Here is a 12,561-nt window from a genome sequence, read left to right on the forward strand (position 1 = left end):
ACAGGATGTCAAACCGGGAGCCCCCAGGGACGGGTTCACGGCGTTCCCGGAAAGGGGCCCACACCGAGACGCGGCCCCGATGGAGGGATCACCCCCTGGCTTTTGCGCCAAACCATCAGGCATAAAAAACCGCCCCGGAGGGCGGTTTTTTGCTCGCGGACGGACGGGGCGGATCAGATCGGCCGCTCGGTGTGCATCTTCACTTCCTTGAACTCCTTGTCGAAGGCGTCGGTGAGCAGGCAGTCGTAGCGCATCTCGTCGTACTCGAGAATCGCCGCCACCTTGTCCTCGGGGATGATGCCCTGGGCGGCGGCGTTCTCCACCTTGGCGCGCAGGGTGTCGCCTTCCAGCTTGCCTTTGAGATCCGCCTTGTAGAACGCCTCGAAGTCGGATTCCACCTCCAGCAGCTTGTTGTAGGTGGCTTCCACCCGACCGATGTTGTCCTCCGGGTCCTCGGGAATGTAGGCGTTGGCGGCCAGGGCATCGCGCACGCTGGAGGGGCTCATGATCTGCTCGCCCAGGGTGCGGATCAGTTCATCGCTGGGCTTGTGCGCCAGGCACGGACGGCCCAGCGGGAAGAACAGTGCCTTGAGCACCCGCGCCACGCCGAAGTAGCCGAAGTTGCGGCAGAAGTCCTCGATCGCCTCATGGGCCTGGCTCAGGGAACGCTGCAGCGCATAGGTAGCGTGGGCGTCGTTGGCCTCGTCCCGGGGCAGGGTGGCGTGGTACTTGAGGATCGCGCAGCTGATCAGCAACTGGCTGTGCAGGTCGCCGAGCCGCGCGGACACCATCTCACGGCGCTTGAGGTCGCCGCCGAGCAGGGCGAAGGCCACATCGGACAGGCTCGCCAGCACCGCGCTGTAGCGGGTGATCAGGCGGTACCAGGGGGCACTGAAGCTGTCCGCGTTAGCGGGGATTTCCGCCAGCCGGGCGCCGCTCAGGCCGTGCACCAGGCCACGGCTGATGTTGCCCAGGGAGTGGCCGGCGTGCTTGAAGAACAACCGCTCGAAGTTGTTGAAGCCGCGTTCCTGGTCCTCGTCCTGGATCGCCTGGAGCTCATCGTACAGGTACGGATGGCAGCGCATCGCGCCCTGGCCGAAGATCATCAGCGAGCGGGTGAGGATGTTGGCGCCTTCCACGGTGATCGCCACCGGGATGGACTGGTAGGGCAGCGCCATGAAGTTGCGCGGGCCCATCTGCACGGCGCGACCGCTGGCGATGTCCATGCCGTTGTTGATCAGTACGCGCATCATTTCCGTGGAGTGGTACTTGGCCATCGCGGTGACCACCGAGATGGTGCCTTCCTCCAGGCCCCGGGTCACCAGGTGCCGGTAGGCTTCCAGGGTGTAGGCCAGGCCGGCCACGTCGGCGGAGGCCTCCTGCACACCTTCGAAGTGGCCCACCGCGGTGCCGAACTGGCGGCGGATACGGGCGAAGGCACCGGTCATGCGATAGCCGATCTCGCCGCTGGCGGTGGCCAGGGCGGGCAGGGAGACGCCGCGGCCGGCGCCCAGGCACTCGATCAGCATGCGCCAGCCCTTGCCGGCCATTTCCGGGCCGCCAATGATGGCGTCCAGGGGCACGAACACGTCCTTGCCGTTGATCGGGCCGTTCATGAACGGCGATCCGCCCGGGTTGTGGCGGCGGCCGATCTCCACGCCTTCGGTGTCGGCGGGCAGCAGGGCACAGGTGATGCCGATGTCGTCCTGGTCGCCGAGCAGGTGTTCCGGGTCATAAAGCTTGAACGCCAGGCCCACCACGGTGGCCACCGGGGCCAGGGTGATCCAGCGTTTGGCGAAGTCCAGGCTGATGCCCACCACTTCCTCGCCGTCCACGGTGCGCTTGCAAACCACGCCCTTGTCCGGGATGGCGCCGGCGTCGGAGCCGGCTTCCGGGCCGGTCAGGCCGAAGCAGGGGATTTCCTCGCCGGAGGACAGGCCGGGCAGCCAGCGCTGTTTCTGCTCGTCGGTGCCGTATTTGGCCAGCAGTTCGCCCGGGCCCAGGGAGTTGGGCACCATGGCGGTGACCGCCGTGGTCAGCGAGCGGGTGGCGATTTTGCTCATGGTGCGGCTTTGCGCGTAGGGGCTGAAATCCTTGCCGCCGTATTCCTTGGGGATGATCAGGCTGAAGAAGCCCTTGGTCTTGAGGAATTCCCAGACCTCCTCGGGCAGGTCCTTGAGCTCGTGGTAGATCTTCCACTCATCGAGCATGTCGCAGAGCTGCTCGACCTCGTTGTCCAGGAACGCCTGTTCCTCGTCGGTGAGGCGGGTGAAGTCGGTCTTGGAGAATTCATCCCAGTCCGGCTTGCCGCCGAACAGTTCCGCCTCGAACCAGGTGGCGCCGGCCTCGATGGCCTCGCGCTCGGTGTCGCCGATGGGCGGCATCATCTTGCCGAGGGTCTTGAAGACCGGGCGACTGATCAGTTTGGCGCGCAGGCCGGGGTGGTTGAGCACCACCAGCACGGCGGCGACCAGAATCAGCAGAAGCGGATTGTACAGCCAGGATGCCAACAGGCCGCACAGCAACCAGACCACCGCGAACACGGCGCTGCCGGTGGTCAGTGACAGCTGCATGTAGAATATGGCCACCAGGGTGGCGGCCAGTATTACCAGGGCCAAAAGGCTCAGCATGGTCATCTCCTTTGCCAGGATGCTTTGCGGAGGTTCAGGAATGCCTCCATACCTTACCCAGCGGGCATGGAGGGTGCGTGAACGATTGTTTCAGTGTACGCCGATCATTCCGTCCTGTTGCCGTTTTAACAGTTTTTAATCTGTTTATGGACCCTTGGAATTTCGTACAATTGCCGCCAATCAAAATTCCCGTCACAGGAGTCTCCGGTGCAGGACAACGCTTCGATCATCGACGTTACCGAACAGAACATTCAACAGGTACTGGAAAGTTCCCGGCAGATTCCGGTGCTGTTCGACTTCTGGGCCTCCTGGTGCCAGCCGTGCCAGCAGATGGCGCCGCTGCTGGAGAAACTGGCGGGCGAATACCAGGGCAAGTTCCTGCTTGCCAAGGTGGACGCCGACGCCCAGCAGAACATCGCCGCCCAGTTCGGCGTGCGCAGCCTGCCGTCGCTGAAGCTGGTCTATCAGGGGCAGCTGGTCAGCGAGTTGGACGGCGCCCAGACCGAGGGCGCGCTGCGCCAGTGGCTGGCGCCGGTGGTGGACCCGGACGCCGCTCAGGCGGAGCAGGAGCAGCAGTTCCTGGAGCAGGTGCGCCAGGCCATCGAGGCCGGCCATGGCGGCCAGGCGGAGCAGGCGCTGCGCCAGACCCTGGCCGAGCAGCCCGACAAGCACGCTTTCCGCGCGCTGCTGGTGGAGTACCTGCTGGGCGAGGGGCGCACCGATGAGGCGCAGTCCGTGCTGGCGGAGGTGGTCGAGGACGTGGAAGAGCTGCGGCCGTTCCGGGCTCGTTTCGCGTTGCTGGAGAAGCTGGAGGGGGGCGGCGAGAGCTTGCACGAGCTGGCCGCCCGCATCGAGAGCGATCCGGCGCCTGAGGATCTGCACGCCTATGGCCTGCGGGCCGCCGCCGCCGGTCAGTTCGAGGCGGGGCTGCGGGCGTTGCTGACGTTGCTGCGTGATCATCGCGACTACAAGGATGGGGTGGCGCGGGCGGCGTTGCTGGAGGTGTTCGATTGCCTGCCCAAGGGTGATCCGCTGGCGAGCCAGTATCGGCGCAAGATGTTCACCTATCTGCATTGAGTCGTCGGTGGGGGCGCCGCCGGGCCCTCCATTGGGGCCGCGTCCCGGTGTGGGCCCCCTTTCCGGGAACGCCGCGAGTACGTCCCTGTAGGCTCCCTGTCAAACGTCCTGTTTGACAGGGTCCCGGAAAGGGGGCCCACACCGGGACGCTCCGAGGTAGCGTTCCGCGCGGCTCCGTAGTGGGGCGTTGTTGTGGCGTTGGCGGTTGGATGTGGCTTCTAGGGCCTCTACCTGCCTACCTATGGTCTCTACATGCCTGTTTGTGGCGCAGGCTTTCTTCTTATTCGTGATCGATATTGGTGCTTCTCAGGGTGTATGTGCACATTTTGGGTGCGTATTTGCCCGGATTTTGTGCGGGTTGCGCCCTGAGAGGGCGTGTTCGCTGGCTTTGTGATCTGGCTTGATTCTTGTATGCCCTTTTCCGGTGCAATGCCGTCGGGGTGCGTCCCGGCGGTGCAATTCCGGGCCGCGTTTCGGCCCCGAGGACAAGGGAACCAATAATGCGAATCAAATACCGAGTCGCCGGCTTGCTGGCGCTGATGCCCTCGATGGCGGTGGCGGATACCGTGGACAAGAGCGATACCGCCTGGATTCTGGTGGCCACCGCGTTGGTGCTGATGATGACGTTGCCCGGCCTGAGCCTGTTCTACGGCGGCCTGGTGCGTAACAAGAACGTGCTGTCGGTGCTGATGCAATGCTTCGCCATTGCCTGCGCGGTGTCGCTGGTGTGGCTGGTGGTCGGTTATTCCCTGGCGTTTTCCGATGGCGGCGCCGTCAACGCCTGGATCGGCGGCCTGCAGCACGCGTTCTTCGCCGGTATCGACCGCGACAGCCTGGCGGGTTCCCTGCCGCAAAGCCTGCATGGCCTGTTCCAGATGACCTTCGCCATCATCACTCCGGCGCTGATCGTGGGCGCCTTCGCCGAGCGCATGCGTTTTGGCGCCATGCTGGCGTTTTCGGTGCTGTGGGTGCTGGGTGTCTATGTGCCGGTGTGCCACTGGGTGTGGGGCGGTGGCTGGCTGGCGGAGCTGGGTTTGTATGATTTCGCCGGCGGTACCGTGGTGCATATTACCGCCGGCGTCGCCGCCCTGGTGGCGGCGGTGGTGCTGGGCCGGCGGCAGGACTGGCCGGGCCAGGCCATGAAGCCGCACAACATGACCATGACGGTGATGGGCGCGGGCATGCTGTGGGTGGGCTGGTTCGGCTTCAATGGTGGTTCGGCGCTGGCCGCCGACGGCAATGCCGCCATGGCCATGCTGGTGACCCACATTTCCGCCGCCGCCGGTTCCCTGGCCTGGTTGACCCTGGAGGCGCGGAAGTTCGGCAAGCCCTCGGCCCTGGGCATCGCCACCGGCATGGTGGCGGGGCTGGGCACCATCACCCCGGCGTCCGGCTTCGTGGGCCCCGGTGGGGCGCTGATTATTGGCCTGGCCGCCGGCGTGATCTGCTTCTACATGGTGCTGGTGGTCAAGCAGCGCTGGCGCATTGACGATTCCCTGGACGTGTTTCCGGTGCACGGTGTGGGCGGCATCCTCGGTACCCTGCTGGCCGGGGTATTCGCTTCCACGGAGTTGGGCGTGTTTTCCGGCTACGGCTTCGCCAAGCCGGACTACGGCATGCTCCAGCAGCTGGGCGTGCAGGCCCTGGGCGTGGTGGTCACCTTCGTTTACACGGCGGTGCTGACCTGGGCGCTGCTCAAGCTGGTGGGCCTGTTCACGCCGTTGCGCGTTACCGCCGAGGAGGAAAGCCAGGGTCTGGACATCGCGTTGCACGAGGAGCGCGGTTACGACATCTGACGCCGCCGGCCGGGGTCCAGTATGCTCGGGGGAGATCTTTTCCCAAGGAGTCGTCATGGATCTGGACCCCTACGGCTGGCCGCGCGCCGGCGCGCTGGACGTTCGCCAGCTTCCCGCCCGGGTGGTGGGGAACGGCGTGGCGCCGCTGGCGGACAGCCTGGAGCGTATTCACGAACACCAGCGCCGGCTCTACGCCGGCCGCCGACATGGCGTGCTGCTGGTGGTGCAGGGCCTGGATGCCGCGGGCAAGGACAGCCTGATCCGTACCCTGGCCCGGGCCATGGACCCGGCCGCCTTCCGCGCCCATTCCTTCGCCCGGCCCCTGGGGGAGGAGGTCGATCACGATTTCCTGTGGCGGGTATGGCGGCATCTGCCGGCGCGCGGCCAGGTGGTGGCCTTCAACCGCAGTCATTACGAGGCGGTGCTGGCGGAGCGGCTGTGGCCCACCGCCGAGCCGCCGCCGGACTGGCGCGGTCGTTATCGCGCCATCAACGAGTTCGAGGGGCATCTGCATCGCGAGGGCATGCGCCTGGTCAAGGTGTGGCTGAACACTTCCCGGGACGAGCAGCGCCGGCGCTTGCTCAAACGCCTGGACAAGCCCCGTAAACGCTGGAAGTTCGACCCCTCCGACATCGAGAGCTGGCGGGCCCGGGACCGTTACCTGGCGCTGGTCAACGAAACCCTCACCGCCACCCATACCGACCACTCGCCCTGGCATCTGATCGCCAACGACGACAAGCATGCCGCCCGGGCCCGGGTGGCCGCTCTGATGGCGGACCTGCTGGCCACGCTGGCGCCGGAGTATCCGCGCGAAAACATTGGCTGCATCGAGCATTACAAGGCGCTGCTGCGCGGCGGCGGGCACGACGGGCGGGACTGACCGTATTGGCCCGTGGCGACCGCCAGTAAAGCATTGTCAGCCTCTGGGGCTTTCTATAAGGTACGGGAAAGTTTCGAACGCTCGTTTGAATCCGGTCCTGGCACCGAGCCGGGCGTCGAAGCGGAATCCAACCAAGGAGACAACAATGAGCGTGGAATTTCTGTCCGACGAATGGTTCGCGAAGGTCAAGGAAATCCGTGAGTCCGCCGGCGACGTGGAAGCGCCCGCCGCCCTGGCTGACCTGGTCATCAACATCAAGGTGAACACCGACGATGGCGAGAAGCACCTTTCCCTGGTGGGCGGCATGATCGAGGAAGGCCAGCACGAGGACGCGGCCACCACCCTGATCCTGCCCGCGGACCTGGCCAAGCGCATCTTCATCGAGGGCGACCAGTCCGCCGGCATGCAAGGCTTCATGAGCGGTCAGATCAAGGTCGAGGGCGACATGAGCAAGCTGATGTCCCTGCAGTCCGCTCAACCCACCGACGAGCAGAAGCAGCTGATGAAGCAGATCCAGGACGTGACCGCCTGATCCGCCTTCGCCTCGGTGAATCGAAGACGCCCGCCTCAAGCGGGCGTTTTTCTTTGCGAGCGGATCGCGACTGAAGTCGCTCATACGGGCAGGGGGTAGTGTAGGAGCGACTTCAGTCGCGATACCGCAGGCCGTGTCAGCCGCGCTCTTCCCGGTTGCGGTTCTCCAGCCGCCCGTGGAGGCGCACCACGTCGTGGGGCACGCTCTTGAGCCAGCCGCGCACGCTGCCGCCGCCCCGGTCCAGGTAGTCGGTGATGGAGGCCACCCAGCGCTCGCCGTGCAGCCCCAGGCACAGCGGTTGGGGGCCGTGGTCGTCCTCCAGCCGGCGCACCCGGTCGCTGGGCAGGCCGTCGAGCAGCAGGCCGGGCAGGGTGGGCGGCGGCGCCATCAGGTCGCAGGGCAGGCACAACACCGGGCCGTCGCCGCAGACGGCCAGGCCCGCCTCGAGCCCGGCCATGGGGCCCCGGTAGCCGTCGCGGCGGTCGCGCACCACTTTGTCCGCCCGGCCCTGGTAGAGATCCAGGTTGCGGTTGGCGCTGATTACCACCGGCCCGGGTGGCGCCACCGCGTCCAAGAGCCGGTCGATCAGCGTCTCGCCGTCGATCTCCACCAGGCCCTTGTCGCGGCCGCCCATGCGGCGCCCCTCGCCGCCGGCCAGAATCAGCAATGTGTAGAAAAGATCCATATTGGGAGTGTGCTCGCTTATCCGCTATCCTCTGCGCCCAGGCAATGGCAGCCCGCAGCCGCATGAGACCCTGAGTGAACAGCGCCCGCGACTATCTTAACGACATCGACCGCTTTGGTCGCTTGCTGGACGGTTACCGTCCCCGCGAGCCCCAGTTGCGCATGGCGGATGCCGTGGCGGAAGCGATCCGCGCGCGCGGCACGCTGTTGGTGGAGGCGCAAACCGGCACCGGCAAGACGCTGGCCTACCTGCTGCCGGCGCTGTTGTCCGACGGGCCCACGCTGGTCTCCACCGGCACCAAAAGCCTGCAGGATCAGCTTTTCTTCAAAGATCTGCCGGTGGTGCTCAAGGCCCTGGGCCTGCCCCGCAAGGCGGCGCTGCTCAAGGGGCGCGCCAATTACCTGTGCCCCTACCGGCTGGAGCTGCACCAGGAGGAAGCCCGCTTCCTGACCCGGGAAACCGCCGAGCAACTGCAGGTGGTGGCGCACTGGGCCGGGCGCACCAGGACCGGCGACATCGCCGAGCTCAAGCAGCTCCCGGAGGATGCTCCGGTATGGCCCTGGGTAACCAGCACCGCCGACAACTGCCTCGGCACCGAATGCCCCAAGTACAGCGAATGCCCGCTGATGAACGCCCGCAAGGAAGCCCAGGAGGCGGACCTGGTGGTGGTCAACCACCATTTGTTCTTCGCCGACGCGGCGTTGCGCGGGGAGGGCGTTTCCGAACTGCTGCCCAGCGCCAACACGGTGATCTTCGATGAAGCCCACCAGTTGCCGGAGGTGGCCGCCACCTTCTTCGGCGATTCCCTGAGCACCCGTCAGATTCAGGAACTGGGCCGTGACGCGTTGTCCGAGGCGGCGCACTCGGCGCTCGATCTGGCGGCGCTGAACCAGCACATTTCCGCCCTGGACAAGGCCGGCCAGGACCTGCGCCTGAGCCTGGGCGAGCAGGAGCGGCGCGCGCCCTGGTCCGAGGTGGCGGAACTGCCGGCGGTGCGCGAGGCCGGCGAGGCGCTGCTCGACGGGCTCATCGACCTGAATGATTTTCTGGAACCCGAGGCCCGCGCCAGCCGTGGCCTGGAGTCCTGTGCCCGGCGCGCCTCCGAGCATGTGCTGACGCTCAAATCGATCCTCGATGCCAATGGCCCCAACCGGGTCTACTGGTTCGAGACCTTCCGCCGCACCGTGGTGCTGCACAGCACGCCGCTGTCGGTGGCCGGGCAACTGCGCGCCCAGCGCGACAAGCATCCCTGCACCTGGATTCTGACCTCGGCGACCCTGTCGGTGGCGGGGCGCTTCGAGCACCTGCAGAAGCGCCTGGGCCTGGACGAGGCGGACACCCTGAGCCTGGAGAGCCCGTTTGATTTCAAGCGGCAGGCGGTGTTCTACGTGCCCGAGAATCTGCCGGCGCCGTCGTCGCCGGATTACACCGCCAGCCTGACGCGGGCGATGATCCCGGTGATCCGCGCCGCCGAAGGCCGCACTTTCTTTCTGTTCACCAGCCATCGGGCCCTGCGTGAGGCGGCGGCGTTGTTGCGCGAGGCAAAGCTGGAATACCCGCTGCTGGTGCAAGGCGAGGCCGGCCGTCGGGAACTGTTGGACGAGTTTCGGCGTCTGGGTAATGCGGTGCTGCTCGGCACCAGCAGTTTCTGGGAGGGCATCGACGTGCGTGGCGAGGCGCTCAGTTGCGTGATCATCGACAAACTGCCGTTCGGTTCCCCCGGGGACCCGGTGGCGGCGGCGCGCATCGAGCACATCAACGCCAACGGCGGCAACGCCTTCCGCGATTATCAGCTGCCCCAGGCGGTGCTGGCCCTGCGCCAGGGCGCCGGCCGGTTGATCCGCGACCCCAACGACCACGGTTTGCTGGTGGTGGGCGATCCGCGCCTGGTGACCAAGGGCTACGGGCGCCTGTTCCTGGACAGCCTGCCGGGCATGACGCGCACCCGCAAAGCGGAGGTGGTGCAACGTTTCTTTCCGCACATTGCCCGCCTGCAGGCGGAACGCCTGGCGCAATCGAAAACCGGCGAGGCGCCACCGGCGCCCGCCCCGCAAGAGCCGACCCATGACGCACATTCTGGCCATTGAAACCGCCACCGACGCCTGTTCGGTGGCGCTCTACCGGGACGGCGAGGTGCTGGAGCGCTTCGAACCCGGCGCCCGCCGCCAGACCGAGCGGGTGCTGCCGCTGGTGGATGAACTGCTGGCCGAGGCCGGTATCGGCCTGGCCGCCCTGGATGCCCTGGCGTTCGGCCAGGGCCCGGGCGCCTTTACCGGCGTGCGCGTGGCCACCTCGGTGATCCAGGGTCTGGCGTTCGCCCGCGACCTGCCGGTGGCCGGCGTCTCCACTCTGGCCGCCTGCGCGCTGGCGGCCTTCGACGCCCACCCGGCCCGGCCACGGGTACTGGCGGCCTTCGACGCGCGCATGGGCGAGCTGTATCTGGGTGCCTACCACTGTTACGCGGGCGGCAACGGTCAGGGCGAGCGCGTCGAGGCGCTGCTGGCGGATGGCCTGTTCGACCCGGACGACGTGCCCGCCCTGGACGGTGGCGACTGGCTGCTGGCCGGCTCCGGCGCGGTTTATCGGGAGCGCATCGCCACCCGGGTGACTCTGGCGGAGGTGGACGAGGCCGCCGCGCCGCGGGCCTCGGCGGTGGCCCGGCTGGCGGCGCCGCTGGTGGCCGCCGGCCTCACGGTACCGGCGGAACAGGCGCAGCCGGTCTACCTGCGTGACCGGGTAGTATGATTTCGGCGCCGGATCGCGCCACGCCAAGGAGAAACGAAATGATCGAATGGGACCTGCCGGATGTTCACGAGCTGCAAGTGGTGGTGGCGCCGGAATCCATCGATGTGCTCGGCCATGTGAACAACACCGAGTACCTGCGTTACATGGAGAGGATTGCCTGGCAGCACACCCAGGTGCTGGGGCTGGGTTGGGATGAATACCAGCGCCTCAACCGCTGCATGGTGGCGCGCCACACCGAGGTGGACTACCTGGCCCCGGCCTACCAGGGCGAGACCCTGCGGGTGGGTACCTGGATCGTGGAAAACGACCAGCGCATCACCATCACCCGCCGTTACCAGATCGTGCGCGAAAGCGACGGCCTGACCCTGCTGCGCGGGCGCACCAAATGGGTGTGCGTGGCCCTGGATTCCGGCAAGCCGCGCCGCATGCCGCCGGAATTCCTCAGCGGCTACCAGATCACCGCCGAGGAATAAGGAAATCATTGAATGGACAATTTCCAGGCGCTGATCCTGGCGCTGATTCAGGGACTGACGGAATTCCTGCCGATCTCCAGCTCCGCCCATCTGATTCTGCCCTCCCAGGTGCTGGGCTGGCCGGACCAGGGGCTGGCGTTCGACGTGGCGGTGCATCTGGGCACCTTGCTGGCGGTGGTGGTTTACTACCGCCGGGATCTGTGGGGCATGACCCGGGGTGCCGGCCAGGGCCTGGTGGAACGGCGCATGAACCCTGACCTGCGCCTGGGCCTGCTGGTGGTGCTGGCCACCATTCCGGCGGTGGCGGCGGGCTTTCTGCTCAAGGACCTGATCGAGAACGAGCTGCGCTCGGCGGCGGTGATCGCCACCACCACGGTGGTGTTCGGCGTCGCCCTGTGGCTGGCGGACGTATTCGGTGCCCGGCGCCGGGGTGTGGATCAGGTGGGCGTGGGCAGTGCCCTGCTGATCGGGCTGGCCCAGGCGGTGGCGCTGATTCCCGGCACCTCGCGCAGCGGCATCACCATTACCGCGGCGTTGGCGCTGGGCTTCCGCCGCGAGGACGCGGCGCGCTTTTCGTTCCTGATGTCGGTGCCGGTGATTCTGGGCGCCGGCCTGCTCAAGACCAAGGACCTGATCGAAAGCCAGCAGGCGGTGGATTGGGCCCATATGGCCCTGGGCGTGGCGGTAAGCGCGATCACCGCCTACCTGACCATCGTCTTCTTCCTGCGCCTGCTGGACCGGCTCGGCATGCTGCCGTTCATGGTCTACCGCCTGTTGTTGGGCGCCATTCTCTTTATCTGGTTCGTATGAGCGCGGCGGTGGGCTGCCTGCCCGGTGCCCCGGCGGTGGCCGGCGGCGCGCCGGTGGCCACGGCGGCCGAGGCGCGGGAGCGGGGTTTCGCCCTGGTGCTGGGCCCGGCCGGTGACGATGGCGCCCTCAGTTTGTGGGACCCGGCGGCCCGCGCCGCGCCGCTCAAGGTGGATTTTCTCGGCGGCCGCCAGGGCTACCGGCTGGCCGCCGAGCGCGCCCGCCATGAGCGCCTGATCAAGGCCTTGGGCAAGCCCCGGGACGGTATTGACCGGGTGCTGGATCTGACCGCCGGCCTGGGCCGCGACGCCGCCCTGATGGCCGCCGCCGGTTTTCCGGTGACCCTGGTGGAGCGCCAGCCGGCACTGCAGGCGCTGCTGGCGGACGGCCTGGCCCGGGCCGCCGACACCGAGTTGGCGGCGCGTCTGACCCTGCTGCCCGCCGGCGAGGCCACCGAGGTGGCATTGCCCGCCGGGCCCTGGCACGCGGTGTATCTGGACCCCATGTTCCCGGCGCGGGCCAAGAGCGCCGCCGTGAAGCAGGATCTGCAATGGCTGCAGACGCTGTGCGCTTATCCGGACGTGGAGGAAGAGGCGGCGCTGCTGGCCCTGGCCCGGGCCCGGAACGCCCGCCGCGTGGTGGTGAAGCGCCCCCGCAAGGCGCCGCCCCTGGCCGGCGTGGCGCCGCACCACGGCCACGAAGGCAAAACCGTACGCTTCGATGTTTATGGGCCGTTGTCGCCGGCTTAGAGGCCGATCGCGACTGAAGCGGAATGCCGCCCAGTCGCTCCTACCGCAAGGGAGAGGGTCCGTAGGAGCGACTTCAGTCGCGATCAGCCCGGCGGCACTGACCGCGCGCAGGCCTTGCGAACCCGCAGCGCCTGCCCTGCGTTTCTGCAACGGTGTTTTGAAGTTAGCTATTAACTATTCACTGTTC

Annotated in this window: 11 protein-coding genes; 9 read left to right on the plus strand and 2 right to left on the minus strand. The window is 67.1% G+C overall.

The genetic code is table 11. From position 1 onward, the window contains the following. Positions 1–173: 173 nt before the first annotated feature. A complete protein-coding gene (locus tag ACLD02_RS13680) occupies positions 174–2,630 on the minus strand; it encodes an acyl-CoA dehydrogenase (protein ID WP_410298946.1) in 2,457 nt (818 codons plus the stop codon). A gap of 207 nt (positions 2,631–2,837) precedes the next feature. Between ACLD02_RS13680 and ACLD02_RS13685 the strand changes: the two genes are divergently transcribed. The 4 genes from ACLD02_RS13685 to ACLD02_RS13700 all read left to right on the plus strand — a co-directional run bounded on the left by ACLD02_RS13685 (position 2,838) and on the right by ACLD02_RS13700 (position 6,915). Next, entirely contained in the window at positions 2,838–3,707 is an 870-nt protein-coding gene (locus tag ACLD02_RS13685) for a tetratricopeptide repeat protein (protein WP_203100275.1), read from the plus strand. A 500-nt stretch (positions 3,708–4,207) separates the two neighbouring features. Further along, positions 4,208–5,503: an ammonium transporter gene (locus tag ACLD02_RS13690; protein ID WP_238400767.1), complete on the plus strand. Its 1,296-nt coding sequence runs from the start codon at positions 4,208–4,210 to the stop codon at positions 5,501–5,503. Positions 5,504–5,558: 55 nt separating this feature from the next. Continuing rightward, positions 5,559–6,383 carry a polyphosphate kinase 2 family protein gene (locus tag ACLD02_RS13695; RefSeq protein WP_410298948.1) on the plus strand — a complete coding sequence of 275 codons (825 nt, stop codon included), beginning with the start codon at positions 5,559–5,561 and terminating at the stop codon, positions 6,381–6,383. Between the two features lie 145 nt (positions 6,384–6,528). Next, positions 6,529–6,915, plus strand: a complete 387-nt coding sequence (locus tag ACLD02_RS13700; RefSeq protein WP_203100272.1) for an SCP2 sterol-binding domain-containing protein — start codon at positions 6,529–6,531, stop codon at positions 6,913–6,915. 136 nt (positions 6,916–7,051) lie between these two features. On the opposite strand, the gene ACLD02_RS13705 is transcribed toward ACLD02_RS13700, so the two are convergent. Next, on the minus strand, positions 7,052–7,600 hold the full coding sequence (locus ACLD02_RS13705; RefSeq protein WP_410298950.1) for a molybdenum cofactor guanylyltransferase: 549 nt from the start codon (positions 7,598–7,600) through the stop codon (positions 7,052–7,054). A gap of 74 nt (positions 7,601–7,674) precedes the next feature. Between ACLD02_RS13705 and ACLD02_RS13710 the strand changes: the two genes are divergently transcribed. The 5 genes from ACLD02_RS13710 to ACLD02_RS13730 are packed head-to-tail and all read left to right on the plus strand — an operon-like array spanning position 7,675 to position 12,374. Beyond that, entirely contained in the window at positions 7,675–9,687 is a 2,013-nt protein-coding gene (locus ACLD02_RS13710; RefSeq protein WP_410298951.1) for an ATP-dependent DNA helicase, read from the plus strand. After that, positions 9,665–10,345 (plus strand): tRNA (adenosine(37)-N6)-threonylcarbamoyltransferase complex dimerization subunit type 1 TsaB, encoded by a 681-nt coding sequence (tsaB, locus tag ACLD02_RS13715; protein ID WP_410298952.1) that lies wholly within the window; start codon positions 9,665–9,667, stop codon positions 10,343–10,345. The genes ACLD02_RS13710 and tsaB overlap by 23 nt, the downstream gene beginning before the upstream one ends. Positions 10,346–10,383: 38 nt before the next feature. Next, complete coding sequence (locus ACLD02_RS13720) at positions 10,384–10,818, plus strand: acyl-CoA thioesterase (protein ID WP_203100258.1); 435 nt, start codon at positions 10,384–10,386, stop codon at positions 10,816–10,818. 12 nt (positions 10,819–10,830) lie between these two features. Then, positions 10,831–11,628, plus strand: a complete 798-nt coding sequence (locus tag ACLD02_RS13725; RefSeq protein WP_203100256.1) for an undecaprenyl-diphosphate phosphatase — start codon at positions 10,831–10,833, stop codon at positions 11,626–11,628. After that, positions 11,625–12,374: a class I SAM-dependent methyltransferase gene (locus ACLD02_RS13730; protein ID WP_410298953.1), complete on the plus strand. Its 750-nt coding sequence runs from the start codon at positions 11,625–11,627 to the stop codon at positions 12,372–12,374. The genes ACLD02_RS13725 and ACLD02_RS13730 overlap by 4 nt, the downstream gene beginning before the upstream one ends. Positions 12,375–12,561 lie beyond the last annotated feature (187 nt).

It is taken from the genome of Alloalcanivorax sp. C16-2, assembly GCF_046507615.1.
Classification (GTDB): Bacteria; Pseudomonadota; Gammaproteobacteria; order Pseudomonadales; family Alcanivoracaceae; genus Alloalcanivorax; species Alloalcanivorax marinus_A.